The organism is Martelella mediterranea DSM 17316 (genome assembly GCF_002043005.1).
Taxonomy (GTDB): Bacteria; Pseudomonadota; Alphaproteobacteria; order Rhizobiales; family Rhizobiaceae; genus Martelella; species Martelella mediterranea.
The window spans coordinates 73,353-94,532 of record NZ_CP020333.1; the positions used below are offsets into that span (position 1 = coordinate 73,353).

Consider the following 21,180-nt stretch of genomic DNA (forward strand, 5'->3'; position numbering starts at 1 on the left):
CCAAGAAATCCCTGAAAATATGGTCTTTAATTCCTCACAGCATGTCAAGAGAGGTCAGTGCAGTCTAAGACGGGCTCACGTGAGGAAGGCCTCGGAAGTATGGCATCACCATGGGAGGAAACTTATGAAGCTGAAACTTATCGTCAGTGGTCTCGCGCTTGCCGCCGCTATGGGGCAGTCCGCCATGGCCGAAACGGTTCGCATCGCCGAGCATCGTCAGGCGCGCATCGATGCGATGAACGCCGTCGTGCCCGCGCTCCAAGAAGCGACCGGGGTCGACATTGAGGTCGTGGAATATCCCGGTCCGGATCGCGAATACATCACCAAGCTGCTGACCGAGCTCAGCGCCGGCACGGGTCCAGATATCTTTTCGCTGCCGTCGTCCGGCGAAATCGTCGACTTCGCCTCGGCCGGTTATCTGACCGATGTCACCGATATGGTGAAAGGGTCGGAAGCATGGTCCCAGATGTACGACATCGCCAAGGATTTGAGCGTCAATCCCGACGGCAATATCTACATCATGCCCGTCACGCTGGCGATGCAGCAGTTCTACTATCGCAAGGACCTGCTGGAAGAGGCCGGCGTTTCGACCGAACAGCCCGAAAGCTGGCAGGACCTGCTTGACCGCGCGATCGAGGCCAAGGAAAAGACGGGCAAGTATTCGCTGCTGATGCCGATGGGCGTCACCTGGGGCGGCGGTTCCTATATCGAGAGCTTCCGTCTGCTGATCGCCCAGTCCTCGACTCCCGAGCTCGTCAACGAGGACGGCACCTTCAACCTGACGTCGGACGGCGTTCGCGAGGTCTTCGAATTTTACCAGAGCATGGTCGACAACGAGCTTCTGCCGGTCGATCCGCTGCTCGGTCCCGATCCCTGGGTTATCCCGAAATACGAGATGTTTCCGGATGGCGAACTGCTGATCACCACCTGCGGCTCCTGGTGCTACATCTTCGACTGGGGCTCGCAGTCCAAGACGCCGATCCCCGATGTCGAGAATGTCGTCGGAACCTGGCAGGTGCCGCACGTCAATGGCGGCGACACCCATGTGCTGGTCGGCGTGAACCATCCGTGGATGGTCTCCAGCGCGGCCGTCGATCGGGATGCCGCGGTCAAGGTGCTGGAAGCCATGGGCGGCATTGCGACCGAAGTCAGCTACGCCCAGAAATCCGGCAATCTGCCGGCCCGCAAGGACGCGATCGACTCTCCGGAGTTTCAGGAGCTCACCCCGCTCGTCGGCCTTCTGGACCAGCTTGAAGACGGCGTCTCTGTCGAGACCGCTCCGGGCTTCTCCACCGTCATGGAAGGCATCGGTCGCGGTACCGAGGCGATCCTTCTCGGCAATGCCGATGCTGCCGGCGCGCAGCAGATCCTTATCGACTATGTGAAGAACACGCTTGGCGATGATATGGTCAAATAGGCTCGATTGAGCCTTTGCCGCAGGCGCAGTGACGCCTGTGGCAACCCCGGCGGCATCTTGCCGTCCCTCTCCTGATTTGGAAGTCTCGACAATGTCCGCTAGCTATCAACGCAGGGAGATGGCCCGAAACCGGTACCTGGTTTTACCCTCGGTCATACTCCTGACGGCCTTCGTGCTGTATCCTTCGGGCGTGGCGATCTATACCAGCCTGACCAATCTGTCGCTGACCGGTCCGGCCGCCCTGAATCCCCGCTTTATCGGCCTCGGCAATTATGCCCGGCTGCTGCACGACGGATCGTTTTGGCACTCGCTGGTCGTCACATTCTGGTTCGTGCTGTTCTCGGCGATCATCGGCCAGCTTGCTCTGGGGCTTGCCTCGGCGGTGCTGATGCGGCGCAGGTTTGCGCTGCGGCCGTTCTTCAACGCCATCATCCTGATGCCGAATGCCGTTCCCGGCGTGGTGGCCGCGCTAATGTGGTCTTCGATGCTGGCTTCCGGCGACTACGGCACGCTCAACAAGATCGTCGCCTGGTTCGGGGTCGATCCGCAGCGCTGGCTGGTCACGTTTCCGCTGTCGATGATCATCGTCATCAATATCTGGCGGGGCATCGGCTTCGCCATGATCCTCATGACCTCGGGGCTTTCGGCCATCTCCGACGAGCTTTACGAGGCCGCGCGCATGGATGGCGCCACGCCGTGGCAGAGCTTCCGTCGGATCACGCTGCCGCTCCTGGTGCCGACGATCTTCCTTTATCTCCTGGTCTCGACGGTGACGACGATCGCGATCTTCTCGCTGGTCTATGCGCTGACGCGCGGCGGTCCGGCGGGGGCGACCGAAATCATCGGCATCTACGTCTACAACCAGAGCTTCGATGCCTATCGGCTTGGCTACGGATCGGCGATCGCGGTCGTGCTTCTGGTCATCTCGCTGATCATCGGCATGTTCTATGTCCGCGCGTTGAAAGTGGAGGTCTGAGATGGCGCTCGCTGTTTCCCGCAAGGCCGAGGCAGGCCGTTTCGGCATGCTTTTCGTCATCGGCATCTACTGCCTGATGCCCTTCGTCTGGCTGCTGCTCGCAGCCTTCGATCCCGACGCCGGACTGTTCATCAAGATGCCGGCGGAAGTCGATCTCAGCAATTTCTACCGCGTCTTTGCCCAGGAGGACGGCTTCCTCTGGCTGTTCAATTCGCTCGTCGTCTGCGGCGGGGCGACATTCCTGGTACTCGTGCTCTCGGGCTTCGGCGGTTATGCACTGTCGCGGACGCGGGCTTGGTGGAAGCTGCCCTTCCTGTATTCGATCATCCTGATCCGGGTGATCCCGCCGCCGGCGCTGATCGTGCCGCTCTATCAAGTGATGCTTGCCGCCAACAAGGGCATGCAGACGATTGTGCGCGCCACGGTGCCCTCGGATCATTATCGCGAGACCATGCGGATCGTCGGCTTCATCGACGGCTATCTCGGGCTCATCCTGCTCATGGCCGCGCTGCATCTGCCGCTGGCGCTGTGGATCATGAAGACCTTCTTCGACACGGTGAGCCGCGAATATGAGGAAGCGGCCGTCATGGACGGCGCCACCTTCGGCCAGCGCCTGCGCCGTGTGCTGATCCCGCTGGCAATGCCGGGTCTGGCGGCGTCGGGCCTGTTCGCCTTCATCGCCTGCTGGGACGATTTCCTCGTCCCGCTCACCTTCATCTCGTCGCCGGAACTGCGCATGCTGCCGCTTGGCATCTACAGCGCCTTCCTGCGTGACAACCAGATTGACTACGGCCTGTTGGCCGCAATCGCCGTCATCTACACCATCCCCGCCGTGGCTGCCTTCGTGCTTGCCCGCCGGTTCCTGGTGCAGACCTTCGGCGGTGGACTGAAAGGCTGAACCCATGGCTAGCATCAAACTCACAGGCGTTCGCAAGAACTTCGGCGCGGTCGAAGTCATCAAGGGCGTCGACATCCGCATCGAAGACGGCGAATTCGCGGTCTTCGTCGGCCCATCGGGTTGCGGAAAATCCACGCTGCTCAGGATGATCGCCGGGCTGGAGGATATCTCCGGCGGCACGTTCGAGCTCGACGGGCAGGTGATGAACGACATCTCGCCCGAAAAGCGCGGCATCGCGATGGTCTTCCAGTCCTACGCCCTCTACCCGCACATGACGGTGGCCGAGAACATCGGCTTCTCGCTCGATCTCAAGGGCACACCCAGGGAGGAGATCAAGCGCCGGGTGGGGGAGATCGCCGAACGGCTGCAATTGTCGCCCTATCTCGACCGCAAGCCGCAGGCGCTGTCCGGCGGCCAGCGGCAGCGTGTCGCGATCGGCCGGGCGATCATCAAGGAGCCCTCGGTCATCCTGTTCGATGAGCCGCTGTCAAACCTCGATGCGGCGCTGCGCGTTCAGATGCGTGCGGAGCTGCAGGAATTGCACCGCTCGACCAAGGCAACGATCGTCTATGTCACACATGATCAGGTCGAGGCGATGACGCTCGCCGACCGGATCGTGGTGCTGAAGGATGGCGAAGTGATGCAGGCCGATCACCCGATCACGCTCTACAAGCAGCCGGCAAATGCCTTTGTGGGTCAGTTCATCGGCTCGCCCCGGATGAACCTGTTTCCGGGCAAGCTCGAAAGTTTGTCCGGCGGCACCGCGCGGGTCGCCACAACGTCCGGCTGGAGCTTCGACGTTCCGGCGTCGGCGGGGCTTGCCGCGGGGCAAACGGTTAATCTCGGCATTCGTCCGGAGGATCTGGTTCTGGCCGAGCCGGGCGCTGATGCGCAGATTGAAAGCCGCGCGATCCTTGCCGAGCGCCTCGGCATGGAAACCTATCTCTCGTTCGAGACAGGCGGCGAACCGGCGATTGCACGCATCCAGGGCGATCACCGCATCGCCACCGGCACCCCCGTGCGCCTTTCCGCCGATCCGGCGTGCTGCCATCTCTTCGAGCCCGCCGGCCGGGCGCTGACCTCCCCGGACGCAACAGCCAGCATCGCATAAGGAATACCGAAGTTGTCACTCAGACTTGGAATTATCGGCTGCGGCCTCAAGGCCGCGAGCTATGCACGAAGCTGGACGGCCGGGCCCGTGCCGCCGCAAATCGTCGCCATCACCGATACCAGTGCGGCCTCGGTGCAGCGCTATGTCGGGATCGTGACGCAGGCCGGCGCCGCCGCGCCGAGGGTCTATCCCGATGCCGATGCGATGCTTGCGGCCGAGGCGGGAAATCTGGATGCGGTCTATGTCTCGACGCCCCATGCCTTTCACCAACTTTATGCCAAGGCGGCCCTGAAGGCGGGGCTCCATGTGCTGCTGGAAAAGCCGATGGCGCTTAATGCGGAGGAAGCTCGCGAGATACTGGCCGCGCGCGATGCCGCCGGCAAACAGATCGTCATCGCCTATCAGTCCTCGCTCTCGCCGTTGATCGCCGGCTATCGCAAGCGGTTCCAGGCCGGCGAATTCGGCGCTCTGCTTTCGGTCACCGGCGAGGTCTGGGAGCACTGGGAAAGCCGCTATGCCGGCAACTGGAAGCAGATTCCGGAGCTTTCGGGCGGCGGGTTCATCTGCGACACCGGATCGCATCTCTTCAACGCGGTCATGCAGGTGACCGGGCGCGGCTACAGCCATGTCGCAGGCCGTCTCAACTCGCTCGGACGTCCATACGAACTGGTGGGCGGCATTCTGGCCGAGATCGACGGCGGGGTTCCGGTGACGCTGACCTTCTGTGGCAACACGACGCCGGGCTGCGAGAGCACGCTTTCGCTGTTCTTCGAAAAGGCGATCCTGCGCCTCGATATCTGGGGCAAGTGGGCCGAACTGCGCCAGGGAACCAACATCACCCGCGAGATCGGCGGCGAACCGAACGACGCCGTGCTGGACATTTTCACAGCCGTGGCGGGCGGCGCTTCCAACCCCTCGACCGCCGAACAGAGCCTGCATCTTGCCGAACTCTGGGACCTTATCAAGCAATCCAGCGCCGAGGGCAACGTTCCGCTGGTGCTCACTACACGACCGGAGATAGAACAATGACGAAAATCCGCATCACCATCTGGAACGAAGGCCATCACGAGCGCGAGCATCCGCATATCCGCGAGGTCTATCCGACCGGCATCGGCAATGTGATTGCCGACGGTATTGCCAGCGACGATTTCGAGATCAGGTCCGTCACCTTCTATGATGACGAGCATCACGGCCTTGGCGGCGATATCCTCGACAACACCGATGTCCTGTTCTGGTGGGGGCACTGCATCCACAAGCTGGTTCCCGACGAACTGGTGGATCGCATACAGCAGCGGGTGCTGGATGGCATGGGGCTGGTGGTCCTGCATTCCGGCCATCACTCGAAAATCTTCAAGCGGCTGATGGGCACCAACGCCAATCTCTCATGGCGCGAACACGAGAGCGGCGAGCGCGAGCGCATCTGGGTCATCGACCCGGCCCATCCGATCGCCAAGGGGGTGCCGTCCTCAATCCTCGTTCCGCAGTCGGAAATGTACGGCGAGCCCTTCGATATCCCCCAGCCCGACCATCTGGTGTTCGTGTCGTGGTTCGAGGGCGGGGAAGTGTTCCGCTCGGGCTGCTGCTACCATCGCGGCCGCGGTCGCATCTTCTATTTCGGCTCGGGCCACGAGGCCTTCCCGATCTACTACATGCCGGATATCCACACCGTGCTGAAGAACGCGGCGCGCTGGGCGGCGACCCCGCACGAGGATGGGGTGAGGATGGTCAACCGGCATATCGTCGAGCCGCTTGAAGTCATCGGGCGCACATAGGGCGATGACCGTACAGCCGAACATCGTATTGATCGTCGCCGACGACTTGCGCTGGGAAAGCCTTGGCGCAACCGGCTGCAGCGCGGTGGCGACGCCGAACATCGACAGGCTGGCGGCGCGCGGCATCTCGTTCGACGGCGCGCATTGCCAGGGCGGCATGCATCCGGCGGTCTGTGCGCCGAGCCGCGCCAGCCTGATGACGGGGCGAAACATCTTCGCCTCATCCGAGGATCCGGCAGGGCGGGACTTCGGCGGTCGCGCCTTCGCTATTCCGTCAGGCATGGAAACCGTGCCCGAGCGCCTGCGCAAGGCCGGCTACCGCACGCATCACATCGGCAAATGGCACAATGACTGCGGGAGTTTTGCCCGGTCGTTTGCCGGCGCGTCGCGGATCATGTTCGGCGGCATGAGCAATCACGACCATGTGCCGCTCCATGCCTTCGATCCGACAGGGCGCTATCCGGCGCATGCCGCGCGCACCGAAGACGGTCTTTCCACCGATCTCTTCGCCGATGCGGCTCTGGAGTTCCTCCACGCCCGGCCTGCGGATCAACCCTTCTTCCTGCATCTGGCCTTCACCGCGCCGCACGACCCACGCACGCCGCCACCACGCCATCGCGTCGATCCCGCTACCGTCGCGCTGCCGGCAAACTATATGCCGGCGCACCCCTTCGATAACGGCGAAATGCTGGTGCGCGACGAGCTTCTCGAAGCCACGCCGCGGACGCCGGATGCGGTTCGCCGCCATATCGCGGATTATCTCGGCATGGTGCAGCATCTCGATGAGGCGGTGGGCAGGATCTGCGACCGGCTCGATGCTCTCGGCCTGACAGACGATACGCTCGTGATCTTCACCGCCGATCACGGCATCGCGCTCGGTCAGCATGGGTTGATGGGCAAGCAGAACCTCTATGAACACTCGACCCGTATCCCGCTGATCGTCGCCGGTCCCGGCATCGACCCGGCGGGGCGCAGCGATGCGCTGGTCTGGCACGCGGACACCGCCGTCACTGTCCTTTCCGCCGCCGGCCTTGAGGCTGACGGCGCGGCGGAAGGGGCAAGCCTGCTGCCGCTTGGCGGCGGGCCTTCACGCGAAACCTTCGTCTCCGTTCATTGCGAGAGCCAGCGCGCCGTCCGCGATCATCGCTGGAAGCTGATCCGCTATCTCCCCAATGCAGCGCCCAAACTGGCATCCGCACCGGAGGGCCGCACCAGCCGGGGTAGCGCGGTCGAGCAGCTTTTCGACCTCGAAAAGGATCCAGGCGAAACCGTGAACCGCGCTTCGGACCCGGCGCTCGCCGGCATCCGCGCCGGCCTGATCGACGCGCTGCTGACCTGGCAGGAGCGGGTAGGAGACCCTATGAGACAAGCTTTCCGGGCTTCATTCGGGAGTGAAGGCTGATGAAGCGGCCCAATATCCTGTTCATCATGGCCGATGACCATGCCGCCCACGCGATCTCGGCCTATGGGTCGCGCGTGGCGCGCACGCCGAACATCGACCGGATCGCCGAGGGCGGCATGCGGCTTGATCGCTGCTATGTCACCAATTCGATCTGCACGCCGAGCCGCGCCGCGATCCTGACCGGCACCTATAACCACGTCAATTGCGTGACCACGCTCGACACCCATATCGACAACCGCCTGCCGAATGTCGCCCGCACGCTTGGTGCGGGCGGGTATCAGACCGCCATTTTCGGCAAATGGCATCTGGGAGAGGGGCAGGCGCACCAGCCCTCAGGCTTCGATGAATGGGCGGTGGTGCCGGGGCAGGGCGACTATTTCGACCCCAGGATCATCGACCGCAACGGACAGAGGATCGAAAAGGGTTATGTCTCCGACATCATCACCGATCTCTGCCTGGACTTTCTCGACCGGCGCGATCCCGACCGCCCCTTCTTCCTGATGTGCCATCACAAGGCGCCGCACCGACCCTTCGGCCCCCATCCGCGCTATGATCATCTCTATGCCGACGATCTGCCGGTGCCCGAGACCTATGATGATGATTATGCGGAGCGCGCCGCAGCGGCTTCGGCGGCGAAGATGCGGGTGCGGGCGGATTTCTTCTATGAGGACCTCGGTCTCGTTCAGCCGGAAGGCGGCGAGGCGATCGGCGACCGCGTGTGGCCGGATCAGGACATCCGCAAGGTGCCGGAAGGCTTCGAGGGACTGACGCTGATCGATCGCGCCACCGGCGAGCGCTTTACCTTTGCCGACCAGCGCGAACTCGACCTCTTCAAATACCAGCGCTACATGCAGCGCTACCTGCGCTCGATCGCGGGGATCGACGACAATGTCGGGCGGCTGCTCGGCCGGCTCGATGCCGAGGGGCTCGCCAACGACACGATCGTGATCTACACCTCGGATCAGGGTTTCTTTCTCGGCGACCACGGCTGGTTCGACAAGCGCTTCATGTATGAGGAATCGCTGCAGATGCCGTTTCTGGTACGTTACCCGCGCGCTGTCGCCGCGGGAACGGCTAGCAACGGCATCGCCATGAATGTCGACTTCGCCCCGACCTTTCTCGATTACGCCGGAATTGCCGTCCCGAGCTACATGCAGGGCACGAGCCTTCGGCCGCTTCTGGAAGGGCGGGCGCCGGAAAGCTGGCAGGATGTCGCCTATCATCACTACTGGATGCATCGCGACGAGGTGCACGACGCCTACGCCCATTACGGCATTCGCGACCAGCGCTTCAAGCTGATCTACTGGTACAATGATCCGCTGGGCCAGCCCGGCGCGCATGAAGGCGGGGCCGCGCCGGAATGGGAGCTGTTCGACTGCGAGGCCGACCCCCACGAATTGCACAACCTTGCCGCCGACCCGGCCCACGCCGACGATTTCCGGCGGATGCTTGGCAAGCTCGACGCCAAGATGGCCGAGATCGGCGATCTGCCCGAGCACGACAGCGACAAGGTGCTTGCCAGCCTGGGTGCGTCATGACCCGGCCAAACATACTCTTCGTCTTTCCCGACCAGTGGCGGGGAGACTGGCTCGGGGCGCTCTCGCCCGAACTGCCGTTGCGCACCCCGACGATCGACCGGCTGATTGCCGGCGGCACGGCATTCCGCCGGGCCTGGACGCCAAGCCCGCTCTGTGTTCCCGCGCGCTCCTGCCTTGCCACCGCAAGGTCCTACGGGCGAGCGCCGGCCCCCGACAATACCTGCGCCAACCCGATCGACGCCGATACGTTCTACCGAAGGCTCTCCGAGGCCGGCTATGAGGTCGCAAGCTTTGGCAAGACCGATCTCTTCAAGCCCGACAGGAGCTGGGGCAAGGACGGCCGCCACCGGGTAAACGGTGTCGACAAGCTTGCAGCAATCGGCATTCCGGCGGGCAAGGATATCGCCGGCAAGCACGATTCCGCCGAGGCGGCCGAAGATGGCTGCTCGGACCCCTACACCGACCTGTTGGCGCGCGCCGGCGTGATCGACAGCTATGTGAAGGACCTCGCAGAACGCTCCGAAGATTCGCCGCTGCCGGTTTCCGACTGGGAAGCCGGCGCGATTGTCGAACCGGAAACCTGCTACGCCAATACAGCACCATCGCCGCTGCCGCCCGAACTCTACGCGGATAATGTCGTCGGCCAGGATGCGCTCGATTATCTCGGCACGGTGAACGCGGACGCGCCATGGTTTTTGATGGTCAACTTCCCCGGCCCGCACGAGCCGATGGATGTGACCGGGGACATGATCGAAAACTGGCGGGATGTGACCTTTCCGCAGCCCTACGGCCGGCGCGCCGAAGATCGCGAACTCCAAAACGAGATCCGCCGCCGCTATGCCGCCATGCTGGAAAACATCGATGTCTGGTTCGGCCGGATGATTGCCGAATTGTCGCGTCGCGACATGCTGGAGAACACCGTGATCGTGTTCGCGTCGGATCACGGCGAGATGCTGGGCGACCGCAATCTATGGAAGAAGCAGGTCCCCTTTGAACCCTCCCTCAATGTGCCGCTGGTCTGGAACGGCCCCGACATTGCCGCGCGCGGAATAGAGGATGCGCCGGCATCGCTGATCGATATTCCAGTGACCCTGCTGTCGCTCGCCGGAGCAGCGCCGCTGTCGCGAGCCGATGGCTTGGACCTGTCCTGCTATCTCAAAGGGCGCGAAGCCTATCCCCGCCGGTTTACACATGCCGGCCTGGGCGCGTGGCGCGCGGTAACCGATGGGCGCTGGAAGCTGGTGCTCGGCTACCGCAACGACCAGCCTTTATCAAGGATGCAGTTCGGCTCATTCCAGGCCGATATCACCGCGGGGGCGCGGCTATATGATCTGAATGTGGATTTGCTCGAAACAACTAATCTGTGGGACATAAACTGCGAGGAAAGAAACAGGCTCATGCGCGAACTTCGAAAGCTGTTTGGCGACACGCAAGCGCCATCAGGTTTCAAACTTCTTTCCGAGGAGCGAACGCCATCGGGCCTCATCATGTGCCGTCTTGAGAACACGGGCAATGGATCGGCTGGAACATATGTGCGCGGGCAGACCAATCTGGTCGGCGCCGCACAGGATTGAGGAGCAGGTTGATGGCAACAGCCGCCCCGCAGATGCCCGACGATCTCAGTTCGATCTTTCTGGCGCTCGCCGATCCGACGCGCCGTGCCGTCATTGCCCGCCTCGGGCAGGGGCCGGCCAGCGTCAGCGAACTCGCAAGTCCTTTCGACATGGGGCTGCCTTCATTCATGAAGCACATTCGGCTTCTTGAAAACAGCGGGATGATCCGGACCAGAAAGTCTGGGCGAACCCGTACCTGCGTGATCGACGGACCAGGCCTTTCCAATGCCGAGCGGTGGTTGGCGGAGCAGAGAAAAATATGGGAAGCACAGGCCGATCGGCTGGAGGCTTTTGTAATGCTGGAACAGGAGGGCAGAAATGCAGACAGTGACCGCTGAACTCGATCTCGAAGTATCCCGGATCATCAAGGCGCCGCGGGACCGCGTCTGGAACGCCTGGGTGGATCCGGAACGCCTTGCAAAATGGTGGATACCACATCCCCTGATCTGCCGCGTCGTCAGTCTGGACGTTCGACCCGGCGGAGCGTTCGTCACTGAAATGAGCGAGAATGACGGGCCGTTCGTGCCGCACCTCTCGGCCTGCTTTCTCGATGTGCTGCCCGGGGAACGCATCATTTATACGAACGCGCTGACCGGAGGCTGGCGACCTGCCGAAAACGGCTTTGTGACGGCGATCATCACCCTTTCCGATCATCCAGAGGGCACACATTACCGCGCGCAAGCGCTGCATAAAAGTCGTGCCGATCGTGAGAAACATGAAGAACTCGGGTTTCACGATGGCTGGGGAACGGTGGTGGCGCAACTGGCAGAATGCGTGGAGACCAAGACTTAAATGGCAAGAGAGACTGGAGCCCTTCGGTCAAGGTGGAAGCGTCCTGAGCCAGGACCATAGCCGAAGGTGCAGTGGTTGGGATACTTGCTCGGCATGGTCTGTTGCATACCCGTCTGCATCGACATAACGAGGAGAACGATCATACGACCAGACCGATCTGGTCCAGATCGCGGTAGAATGAAGCTCGGTTGCCATGACGAAATCAATGACAATCACAGGGCGTCTGATCCGGGCTATCGGGCCCGCGATGGCACCCATTTCCCTTCGGGAATCCATCCGGGCGGGTCTCGGCGCCACGCTCGGTCTTGTCATCGTGGGACTGTTCGTTCTGGCGCCGACGGTGGATCTCAGGCTCGGGCTCTATCTCGTGGCGCCCTTCGGCGCGACTTCGGTTCTGATCTTCGCGGTGCCCAACAGTCCTTTGGCCCAGCCATGGTCCGCAATCGTCGGCAATACGCTTGCCGCAATTGTCGGCGTTGCCGTGTGTCTCACCGTTTCGGAGCCGTCGCTCCGCATCGCCCTGGCTGTGGGCATTGCGATTGCGCTCATGAGCCTCGCCCGCGCCGTCCATCCGCCGGCCGGGGCTGTCGCCATGACCGCGGCCATGAGCCCCGACGCCATCCACGAACTGGGGTTTCGTTTCGCCATCACGCCCGTGGCAACCGGAACAACGCTTCTCGTCCTCATCGCCTGGATCTACGCGCGCACGACCGGACGGCGATACCCATTCCGGCAGTTCGAGGAGCAGAATGTCCAGGGAACGAGCGATCAGCCGCCTGCCGAGCGCCTCGGTCTGAGCGAGGCCGAGCTGGTCGATATCCTGCAACGGTATCGGCAGTCCCTGAACCTGGGCGTGGAAGACCTAGCAAGGCTCATCGGAGCGGCAGAGCTGCAGGCAGCCAGCCATCAGACCGGCGCCATGACCGTCACCGACATCATGTCGCGCAATCTGATTACGGTCGGTCCGGACACCACGCTGTTCGAGGTTGCGGATCTGTTCGAACGCCACAGGTTCACGTCACTTCCGGTGGTCGGACCGGGCGGGGAATTCGTGGGCGTGATCTTTCAGATCCACCTCATCAGTCAGGCTGCGAGAGAGGGCTTGAAGCACGATCGCAGCTTCATTCCCGCGTTCCGGCACATGCTCGGTCGCGAACAGATCAAGCCGACAATTGCCCGGGACGTCATGCAGGTGCGCGGTCCGCGCGCGGCGGCAACGACCCCGTTGAGCGCCCTGCTGCCAATGATGGCCGATGGAGAAGTCGACGCGGTTCCGGTGCTGGAGAACGATCGCATCATCGGCATCGTGACGAGGACAGACCTTATCGCCGCGATGGCGCGAAGCGCTGTACGCGAGACGTAGTTTCCAGGACCGCTTTTGGTAGCCGGCCACGCTTTCCTGCGTGAACCCAACCTTCCGATTTGGCATCCTGGCTCAAAATGACCAGAATGAAGTCGGAAACAGCCATGGAGACCCGCCCGCGCTTAGTGGCGGCAATTTCATCAGGCCGGGGCGACGTTGCCGTTCGGCTACTAGCAGTTTATTCAATTGAATATCATTTCGACGGGGTCGTCGGTTCATATCCCTTCAAGACCTTGATGCCGTCTATCAAGACGAGCTGTGTAAAGAGAACAGCGATGCCGGGTTTTGGAGCCGCGCCGAATGGATGTTTGTGATCAGATGCCGAAAGCCGATTGTCATTCGGCGCTACAGCAGATTCCCTCCCGCTTTAAACATATCAGAGACTTACCTGCCGATCGGCGACCTCGGCCAATGATCGAGCATCACCTCTTCATGTCACAGCAGTCCCTCCTGTTGGGCCTGATAAACGGTGGGAACGCTTGGGCGAAAGCCCAGGCTTCGAGCAAGAGAACCATCGACCTGCAAGTACCAGGGGTTTGCAAGAGGCTCGGCGCTTGGGTCCATCCGGGCACCCAGTAAGCTCAAGAGCTCGTAGATGGAGGCTGGCGCGTCATCCGAAACATTTACGACGCGCCCGTCAAACGCGCCCTCCAGTGCCAACTGGATTGCCGTGGCTATGTCGCGATGGTGGATCGTACTCATGCGCTGCGCCGGGTGCCAGGCACCGACATGTTGGGCAAGGGACTCAAGATGTCCGTCTCCGTCGCCATAGACGAACGGGAACCGGATGATTGACCAGTTCAAGCCGCTATCGCGCAACTCCTTCTCCGCCGCCACCTTGCTCGCGGGGTAGGCGTGTTGTGGATCGACCTTGTCGTCCTCCCGTCCCGGATGCGGATTGTCGGCATTTTAGACATGGCTGGTGCTTGAGAGGATGAACCGCGCGTCGGGAGCATGAACCTTGACGGCGGCAATCAGGTTCCGTGTCCCATCGAGGTTGCATTTCCAGATGAGATCGGTGTCCTGGGTCCGAAACACCGCCGCCAGGTGCACGACGGCTGAAACGCCGTTGAGGGCGTTCGGGAGGGTTGATGGGTCGAGAATGTCGCCCGTTACGGCCTCCGCGCCCGCAGGGCAGGTCTTGCCGGCGCGCAACAGGACGCGGCAGTCAAAACCGGACTGGACCAATCGTGGAAGAAGACGTTCGCCAACAAGCCCGTTGGCGCCGGTAATCAATACGGTCATGGGTTCAATCCTTCCGCGACAGGGTTTGCAGTCGCTCGCTTGCTGATTTGAGGACACGGATGGTGGTGTCCAGATCGGTTTGGTCAACGCCGCCGAAAGCGGCTTCCTGAATGAAGGAAAGGTCCGGAAGTTTGCGCCACAGCGCCTCGCCCGCGGCTGTCAACGTCAGCAGACGCTGGCGCTGGTCCTTGCCGCTCGCGGTCTGCTCGACCAGGTTTTTCCGAACCAGGGCGGCGATGATCCCGCTCAGCGTTGCCCGCTCGAGTTCGAGGGCACGGCCGAGATCGCGCTGAACGGAGGGGCCGTTGTGCGCAAGATGCCAAAGCACATACCATTGCGTGGAACCCAAATCGTATGGCCGCAAGGTCGCGTCCATGAGGGCGCGGCCGGCGAAATAACATCGCTTGGTCCGCATCGCCACGGATTGGTGGGCGCCAGCCTCATCGTGCATATCAGTGCTTTCTCGCTGTAATGTTCGCTACCATACAATAATTGCAAGGTAGCAAACAAATGTCAAGGTCGGCATGCGTCAGCCTTGGGAGCCAGCACTGGCGATGCTCAAACAGGCATGGGATTCAGGCAGTATGGGGTTTCGGCCCAGAACAGTTCAGCAACGCACGCCAGTTCCGCCGGCGTGGATCGAGGGGCGCGCGTTGAGGATGGAGGTTCTCAAGGCATTGCGCTTTGCCCGGTCGCGCGCCCCGAACGCCCATCAGGATGTCATGGACGGGCGGACCGCCAGCGCTTCACATGATCGACGAGCGCCCGAAGTTTCGGCGGCAAGTTGCGCCGGCTGGGGTAGTAGAGAAAGAAGCCGGAAAAGGGAGGGCAATAGTCCTGAAGGACGGCGACCAACTGGCCGGTTTCGACATACGGCCTGAATGTATCCTCCATGCCGAAGGTGATGCCGCCGCCGGCGCAGGCTGTCCGGATCATCAGCCACATGTCGTTGGTGGTGATCCGGGGATTGACGGCCACGTCGAACTCGCGTCCATTCTCGCCGAATTCCCAACGATAAGGTGCGCTTCGCGGCGCCGGCCGCCAGCCGATACAATGATGCGCCGAGAGATCCGAAGGGTGTTCGGGCTGGCCGAAACGTTCGATGTAGGACGGCGCGGCAAAGGCGCCCTGGCGCTGCTCGCCCGACACCGGCACGGCGATCATGTCCTGATCGATGACTTCGCCCAGGCGCACCCCGGCATCGTAGCCTTCCGCGACGATGTCAAACTCCTCGTCGGTGACGGTCACATCGATCCGGACGGCCGGGAAGGCCTCCGCGAAACGCGCCAAAAGCGGTCCGGAGATGAACTGCTCGGCAATGGAGGACACCGCCAGTCTCAACAAACCGCTCGGTTCGCTGTCGCGGTCTGAAGCTGCGGCGAGCGCCAGCCCGACTTCGCAAACGGCCGGCGCCACCCGCTGATACAGCTGTTCGCCGGCCTCCGTCAGGCTGACGCTGCGCGTCGTGCGCTGCACGAGCGCGACGCCCAGCCGGTCTTCGAGGCGGCGGATCGCCTGGCTGACCGCAGGCCGCGTGACGCCCAAAGTCTCGGCGGCCACGCGAAAGCTCCGCGCTTCGGCCACGGCCAGAAAAACAGACATGCCATTCAGATCGACGATCATTGGTTAGAAATAGTTACCGCAATAGTCACTATTGGGCAAGTTGTTCGTCCGCGTTGGCGCATCTACCTTCAACATCACCAACAGGAGACAGCTGACATGACGCTTGAACAAGATTTGAAGGGCGCCTTGATCCCGGCCCCGCAGTACATTGCCTGTCAGCAGCTTATCGGCAGCAACACCCCGCATTCGTAGTGTCCGATGCACCGCGCAGACAGGCATCGAAACCTCAAGGCCGAAACACTCAAAGGAGCAAGTCCATGCGACAACGGGCTTATGCAGCACTCGTTACCGCCGCCCTTTCCGTTCAAACCGCAGAAGCACAGGAAGCCAATATGCAACCGAACCACCCCTATGCCGGCATGTGGGTCACCGACGACAACCGCGTGCGTCATGAACTTCTGCCGAATGGACGTTACGTCGAGGCCCGGGGCCAGCGCGAGCGCGCCTATGAGGGCCGCTACGAAGTCGACGGCACGCATATCGAATACTGGGATGACACCGGGTTCACCGCCGACGGCGATTTCGTCGATGAGAACACATTGCACCATGGCGGCATGATTTTGCGCCGCACGCCGTGACCCACGATGCGCAGATTCAACGGCTCAGCGCGGATTGAAGCGTGCCGCAAACCCTCCCGCACCACCCTTGCAGGAGCGAAGCAGCACGCGTCGTCACCCATCATCGGCTGCGATCCACTTGTCTCAATATGTCGATGAAGGCGCGAAGCGGTGACGGGACGTGCCGGCTGCGCGGGTAATAGAGCGCCAGTCCCGGTATTGGCGGGCACCAGTCATCCAACAGGGTGATGAGTTGGCCCGATACCAGGAAAGGCCGGGCGACGTCTTCCGGCACATAGGCGATGCCAAGCCCGTCAACCGCCGCCTGCACGAGAAGATCATTGTCATCAAGTGAAAGATTGCCCGGAACATCGACAACGATTTCGGCGCCGCGCTTTGAAAATTCCCAGCGATAGCGCTTTCCGCTCGGTAGACGCTGGCGGATGCAGGCATGTCCATGGAGATCATCCGGCGTCTTCGGGACGGTTTTGTCCTCCATGTAGGATGGAGCCGCTACCGCTACAAAACGGACGTTTCCTCCGAACGTCACCGCGACCATGTCTTGCGGGATCGCCTCCAGCAAGCGCACACCGGCGTCGAAACCCTGTTCCACGATGTCGACGAGCCGGCCTTCGGACACAAGATCAAGCTCGACGGCCGGATAGCGATCGAGGAACCGCGGCACGACCGTGTCGAGAAGGATACGGGCACCGCTCTTGTTCGCGTTGATCCGCAGCATTCCGCTCGGAGTGCCACGCTCTTCCGAGAGCGTGTCGAGCGCTCGGTCGAGGTCCCGAAGCACCGGATCGAGGTTCTCAAGCAAGCGAGCCCCGGCCTGGGTCAACGACACGCTGCGGGTTGTCCGGTTGAAAAGCCGCACACCCAGCTTTTCCTCCAGCCCGATGATCGCATGGCTGAGGGCAGAGCGCGAAACGCCGATTTCATCCGCAGCGCGGCGGAAACTCCGGTGGTTGGCCACGGCCGCAAACGCGGCCAGATCATTGAGGCTGGGACGCGTCATTCGTGATTTATCCTCACCAGCTTATCTCATATTGGAAATCTTATATCACCAAACCTCAGGCTTTACATGAGGACGAACAGAAAAGGAGATCACATGCACAAGACATGGTTCATTACAGGCGCCTCCTCGGGCCTCGGTCTGGAAATGACGCGGCAACTGCTCGCCGCTGGGCACAAGGTGGTCGCGACCACCCGCCGGTCCGGAACATTGTCCCAGCTCGAGCAGGACTTCCGCGAGAACCTGGATGTCGTTCAGCTCGATCTGACGGAACCCGAGGGCATTGTCGCTGCCATTGAAAATGCCTTTTATCGGCACGGCCACGTTGACGTGTTTGTCAGCAATGCCGGCTATGGCCTTTTCGGCGCGGCCGAAGAACTGACGAACGCCGAGATTGACCGGCAGATTGCCACCAATCTGGCTGGCTCCATCCATCTGATCCGAGCGGCCCTCCCGATGCTCAGAAAGCAGGGCGGCGGACGTTTCGTCCAGGTCTCCTCGGAAGGCGGGCAGATTGCCTATCCGGGCTTCAGCCTTTATCACGCGACGAAGTGGGGGATTGAAGGCTTTGTCGAATCCGTCGCTCAGGAAGTCGCTCCCTTCGGCATCGACTTCATCATCGCCGAGCCGGGGCCGACGGGCACGAATTTCGGGGCCAATCTGGTCCGTGCAGAGCCCATGGATGCCTATGCGGAAACCCCTGCCGGCGCCGTCCGCCGCGCGATCGGCAATGGCAGCTTCGAGATAAAGGGCGATGCCGCCCGGACCGTGGCAGCAATCATTTCAGCCGCCGAGAGCGAGGCGCCACCTTTGCGGTTGGCGCTGGGAAGCACGGCCTATGCCTCCATCTCGCAGGCACTTTCCGCACGCTTGCGCGCCGTTGAGGCGCAGCGAGAGGTAGCGGATTCCGCCGACCGGCAGGCTCCCTGAACCGCAATGCCGAAACCAGGAACATCAAGAGGAGACAAACAGGCCCATCCGGAAACGCGTCCTGGCCATCGTCCTCACCATCGGGTGTTCACTTGCCTTTGCCCAGACCCCGTCAGAAAACCAGATGGCAGGTGCATGCCGGATGATGTCGGCGACGACAATCCCCGGTGGCCAAGACATACCGGCTTATGGATCGAGCGGGCTTCTGGCTGCCTCCCAATCATAGCGCCTCATGTGATCGAGGAACGCCCGCATGGCCGCGCTCGGGAGGCGGCGGTTGGGGTAATAGAGAAACCAGTGGGGCAGCAGGAGACTCCAATCGGAGAGGAGCTCCACCAGCCGCCCCGTCAGGATATGGGGTCTGGCGTAGTCATCGAATAGATGTGCGATCCCCTGACCGGCCAGCGCCCCTTGCAGCTCGTTATGCGCAGTGTTGACCGTCAGGCGTCCTTCGGGCGATATTTCGATCTCTTCGTGCCCGACTTTGAACCGCCATGTGGCCAGAGTGCCGCCCGGAAATCTGCGTTTGATGCAGTCGTGATTGATCAGATCGCCGGGAGCCTGCGGCTGGCCGTGCCTCTCGATGTAGTCCGGCGAGGCAACGATCGCATAGCGAAGCGCCGGTCCAAGCGGGAGTGCAATCATATCCTGTGCCAATTGCTTTCCGAACCGGACGCCGGCGTCGAAGCCTTGCGCGACGATGTCGATCACCGCCGCATCGCTGATGAGCTCGATTTTGACGTCCGGATAGAGACGCATGAAGTCGAAAGCCAGCGGACAGAGAAAATGATCGATGGCGGGCGCGGGCGCATTGATCCTCAATGTCCCCGATGGATTGTCCCTCAATTCGTCGACCTCAGCGATAGCAAGCCTGATATCGCTCAATGCCGGCGCCAGGCGTTGCAGAAGGCGCTGTCCCGCCTCGGTCGGGGATACGCTTCTCGTCGTCCGATTGAGGAGGCGAATGCCGAGCGCCTCCTCCAGGCCATTCATTGTCTGGCTGAGGGCAGAGGAGGAAACCCCTCGCTCGAGCGCCGCCGCGCGGAAGCCGCCACATCGGACGATCGCGACAAACACATCAAAGCTGTCCAGACGTATCGGGTCCATTTGCGAAGCATGCCTTATCAGGCTGGTCTTTATTGACATACTTATCAGGACAATAGGCCTGTGTCATCCTTTCCTGAGCGATAGCCCGGCGTATAGCCCGGCGTAATGGCTGCTGCCCTACCCACCATGAATGCGGCGGCCGCGCATGCCCACCACGGAGGAAAGACCGAATGAGTGCCTTCACCCTCAACAGACGAACCGTCATGCTGTCCGCTGTCGCTGGCGCGTCGAGCATGCTGCTCCCCAGCCTGGGCGGCTCCGGCAAGGCCGCGGCGCAAGGTGTGCCTGCATTGCGCGGGAACACAGGTCACTACCGTTTCCAGGTGGGCGAGATCGTCGCCACCGTTCTGAGCGACGGCATTATCCAGGGCCCGCCGCAGGTCTATGCGAGCAACGCCCCGGAAGCCGCGTTGCAGGAGGTTTTGCGCCAGGCTTTTCTGCCGACCGATCACATGACGCTCAATCTGAACACGCTCCTGATCGAGACCACCGGTCGCCGGATTCTCATCGAAGCCGGGGCCGGCGCGACCATGGGACCGAATGGCGGGCGGATCTTCGACAACCTCGCGGCGATCGGCCTCGGCCCCGAGGATATCGATGCGATCGTCATCTCCCACACCCACCCCGACCATGTCGGCAATTTGAAAGCCGCAAACGGCGGCAAGGCCTTCCCCCGCGCCACGGTGTTCGTGCCGAGGGCCGACTGGGATTTCTTCGTCCGCGCCGACCCGGACCTGTCCTACATGCCGGTTCCCGAGGAGTTCCGCCTGCGGTTCGCCGCCAACATCAAGGACAGCCTCGAACCGGTGATGGACGATATCGAGTTTTACGAAGCCGGCGCCGAGATTGTGCCGGGCCTGACGACCATCGTTGCGTCCGGACACACGCCCGGCATGGCGACATTCCTCGTTCATTCGGGACGCGACCAATTGCTGCTGACAGCGGATCTCGCCTACCACCCGGTCGTCAATATCGATCGACCCTGGCTTCCGGGGCCCGACCGCGACAAGGAGACCGCGCTCGCCTCGCGCCGTCGCATCTTCGACCGGGCGGCGGCAGATCGTATTCCGGTGCTCGGCTTCCATTTTCCTTTCCCCGGCCTTGGCCATATGCTGAAGACCGATGCCGCCTATGCCTGGGTGCCTGCCAACTGGCAGTTCTGACGCTCGGCAAGTCGAGAGGTTTCAAGACCATGCTGCTCAACACCAGACGTTCCTTTTTGACGGCCTTTCTGGCTCTGCCTCTCATCGATGCGGCCAGAAGGAAGGCCTTTGCGCAGACCGCTCCCGAACTGCCGCTGACCCGCGCATGCAATGATGGAGACGAACGCACGCTCGAACGCGAAGCCGGGCCATTCTTCAAACCGAATTCACCTCTCAACAGCGATCTCTATCCCGATGCACCCGGAGGCGAACGGATAACCGTCGCCGGCTTCGTCCTCGACAATCGCTGCCGCCCGCTTGCCGGCAGCCTCGTCGAGATCTGGCACGCGGACGAAAACGGCGACTACGACACCGTCGGCTTTCGGCTCCGCGGCCATCAATTCACCGACGCACAGGGCCGCTGGTGGTTCAACACCATCGTGCCCGCGCTCTATCCGGGCCGCACCCGCCACTTTCATTTCAAGGTTCAGCGTCCCGGCGGGCGCGTCCTCACCACGCAGCTTTATTTTCCCGGGGAACCCGGCAATGCCCGAGATCGGCTCTTTCACGAGACCCTTCTGCTCGAGCTGAGGGATACGGATGATGGTGGTTTCGGCCAGTTCGATTTCGTCGTTTGAGGAATGGTCACCATGTCGAGACGCGATTCTTCCGTGCG

The 21,180-nt window shown here is 62.0% G+C and carries 20 protein-coding genes and 1 pseudogene; 16 read left to right on the top strand and 5 right to left on the bottom strand.

The window, feature by feature from the left end; translation table 11 throughout:
- The first annotated feature begins 124 nt into the window (after positions 1-124).
- The 12 genes from Mame_RS26025 to Mame_RS26080 all read left to right on the top strand — a co-directional run bounded on the left by Mame_RS26025 (position 125) and on the right by Mame_RS26080 (position 12,882).
- A complete protein-coding gene (locus tag Mame_RS26025) occupies positions 125-1,417 on the top strand; it encodes an ABC transporter substrate-binding protein (RefSeq protein WP_018067100.1) in 1,293 nt (430 codons plus the stop codon).
- A gap of 118 nt (positions 1,418-1,535) precedes the next feature.
- Positions 1,536-2,393: a carbohydrate ABC transporter permease gene (locus tag Mame_RS26030; RefSeq protein WP_018067099.1), complete on the top strand. Its 858-nt coding sequence runs from the start codon at positions 1,536-1,538 to the stop codon at positions 2,391-2,393.
- 1 nt (position 2,394) lies between these two features.
- Positions 2,395-3,291, top strand: a complete 897-nt coding sequence (locus tag Mame_RS26035) for a carbohydrate ABC transporter permease (RefSeq protein ID WP_018067098.1) — start codon at positions 2,395-2,397, stop codon at positions 3,289-3,291.
- A gap of 4 nt (positions 3,292-3,295) precedes the next feature.
- Positions 3,296-4,402: an ABC transporter ATP-binding protein gene (locus Mame_RS26040; protein ID WP_018067097.1), complete on the top strand. Its 1,107-nt coding sequence runs from the start codon at positions 3,296-3,298 to the stop codon at positions 4,400-4,402.
- A 12-nt stretch (positions 4,403-4,414) separates the two neighbouring features.
- Positions 4,415-5,431, top strand: a complete 1,017-nt coding sequence (locus Mame_RS26045) for a Gfo/Idh/MocA family protein (protein ID WP_018067096.1) — start codon at positions 4,415-4,417, stop codon at positions 5,429-5,431.
- Entirely contained in the window at positions 5,428-6,174 is a 747-nt protein-coding gene (locus Mame_RS26050) for a ThuA domain-containing protein (protein ID WP_018067095.1), read from the top strand. The genes Mame_RS26045 and Mame_RS26050 overlap by 4 nt, the downstream gene beginning before the upstream one ends.
- Before the next feature lie 4 nt (positions 6,175-6,178).
- Positions 6,179-7,576: a sulfatase family protein gene (locus Mame_RS26055; RefSeq protein ID WP_018067094.1), complete on the top strand. Its 1,398-nt coding sequence runs from the start codon at positions 6,179-6,181 to the stop codon at positions 7,574-7,576.
- Positions 7,576-9,114, top strand: coding sequence for a sulfatase family protein (locus tag Mame_RS26060; protein WP_018067093.1), 1,539 nt, complete (start codon positions 7,576-7,578; stop codon positions 9,112-9,114). Before Mame_RS26055 ends, Mame_RS26060 begins: the two co-directional genes overlap by 1 nt.
- A complete protein-coding gene (locus Mame_RS26065) occupies positions 9,111-10,688 on the top strand; it encodes a sulfatase family protein (protein ID WP_018067092.1) in 1,578 nt (525 codons plus the stop codon). Before Mame_RS26060 ends, Mame_RS26065 begins: the two co-directional genes overlap by 4 nt.
- An 11-nt stretch (positions 10,689-10,699) precedes the next feature.
- On the top strand, positions 10,700-11,065 hold the full coding sequence (locus tag Mame_RS26070) for an ArsR/SmtB family transcription factor (protein ID WP_018067091.1): 366 nt from the start codon (positions 10,700-10,702) through the stop codon (positions 11,063-11,065).
- On the top strand, positions 11,046-11,519 hold the full coding sequence (locus Mame_RS26075; protein ID WP_079921076.1) for an SRPBCC family protein: 474 nt from the start codon (positions 11,046-11,048) through the stop codon (positions 11,517-11,519). The genes Mame_RS26070 and Mame_RS26075 overlap by 20 nt, the downstream gene beginning before the upstream one ends.
- 247 nt (positions 11,520-11,766) lie before the next feature.
- Positions 11,767-12,882: an HPP family protein gene (locus Mame_RS26080; RefSeq protein WP_236953508.1), complete on the top strand. Its 1,116-nt coding sequence runs from the start codon at positions 11,767-11,769 to the stop codon at positions 12,880-12,882.
- 435 nt (positions 12,883-13,317) lie between these two features.
- Here Mame_RS26080 and Mame_RS26085 read toward each other — a convergent pair.
- The 3 genes and pseudogenes from Mame_RS26085 to Mame_RS26095 all read right to left on the bottom strand — a co-directional run bounded on the left by Mame_RS26085 (position 13,318) and on the right by Mame_RS26095 (position 15,750).
- Positions 13,318-14,127 (bottom strand): annotated as a pseudogene (locus Mame_RS26085) (NAD-dependent epimerase/dehydratase family protein).
- A gap of 4 nt (positions 14,128-14,131) precedes the next feature.
- Positions 14,132-14,578 (bottom strand): MarR family winged helix-turn-helix transcriptional regulator, encoded by a 447-nt coding sequence (locus tag Mame_RS26090; RefSeq protein ID WP_018067134.1) that lies wholly within the window; start codon positions 14,576-14,578, stop codon positions 14,132-14,134.
- A gap of 269 nt (positions 14,579-14,847) precedes the next feature.
- Positions 14,848-15,750, bottom strand: coding sequence for a LysR family transcriptional regulator (locus tag Mame_RS26095; RefSeq protein WP_018067133.1), 903 nt, complete (start codon positions 15,748-15,750; stop codon positions 14,848-14,850).
- Positions 15,751-16,007: 257 nt separating this feature from the next.
- Between Mame_RS26095 and Mame_RS26100 the strand changes: the two genes are divergently transcribed.
- The gene (locus tag Mame_RS26100) at positions 16,008-16,328 is read left to right on the top strand and encodes an Atu4866 domain-containing protein (protein ID WP_026173880.1); all 321 of its coding nucleotides are present in this window, start codon (positions 16,008-16,010) and stop codon (positions 16,326-16,328) included.
- A 100-nt stretch (positions 16,329-16,428) separates the two neighbouring features.
- Here Mame_RS26100 and Mame_RS26105 read toward each other — a convergent pair whose 3' ends face one another.
- On the bottom strand, positions 16,429-17,328 hold the full coding sequence (locus Mame_RS26105) for a LysR family transcriptional regulator (protein WP_018067130.1): 900 nt from the start codon (positions 17,326-17,328) through the stop codon (positions 16,429-16,431).
- A gap of 93 nt (positions 17,329-17,421) precedes the next feature.
- Between Mame_RS26105 and Mame_RS26110 the strand changes: the two genes are divergently transcribed.
- Complete coding sequence (locus tag Mame_RS26110) at positions 17,422-18,255, top strand: SDR family oxidoreductase (RefSeq protein WP_018067129.1); 834 nt, start codon at positions 17,422-17,424, stop codon at positions 18,253-18,255.
- A 186-nt stretch (positions 18,256-18,441) separates the two neighbouring features.
- On the opposite strand, the gene Mame_RS26115 is transcribed toward Mame_RS26110, so the two are convergent.
- Positions 18,442-19,362 carry a LysR family transcriptional regulator gene (locus Mame_RS26115; RefSeq protein WP_018067128.1) on the bottom strand — a complete coding sequence of 307 codons (921 nt, stop codon included), beginning with the start codon at positions 19,360-19,362 and terminating at the stop codon, positions 18,442-18,444.
- A 170-nt stretch (positions 19,363-19,532) separates the two neighbouring features.
- Here Mame_RS26115 and Mame_RS26120 point away from each other — a divergent pair, with 170 nt between their 5' ends.
- The gene (locus Mame_RS26120) at positions 19,533-20,525 is read left to right on the top strand and encodes an MBL fold metallo-hydrolase (RefSeq protein ID WP_018067127.1); all 993 of its coding nucleotides are present in this window, start codon (positions 19,533-19,535) and stop codon (positions 20,523-20,525) included.
- Between the two features lie 32 nt (positions 20,526-20,557).
- Positions 20,558-21,142 (top strand): dioxygenase family protein, encoded by a 585-nt coding sequence (locus tag Mame_RS26125; RefSeq protein WP_026173879.1) that lies wholly within the window; start codon positions 20,558-20,560, stop codon positions 21,140-21,142.
- Positions 21,143-21,180: the final 38 nt, after the last annotated feature.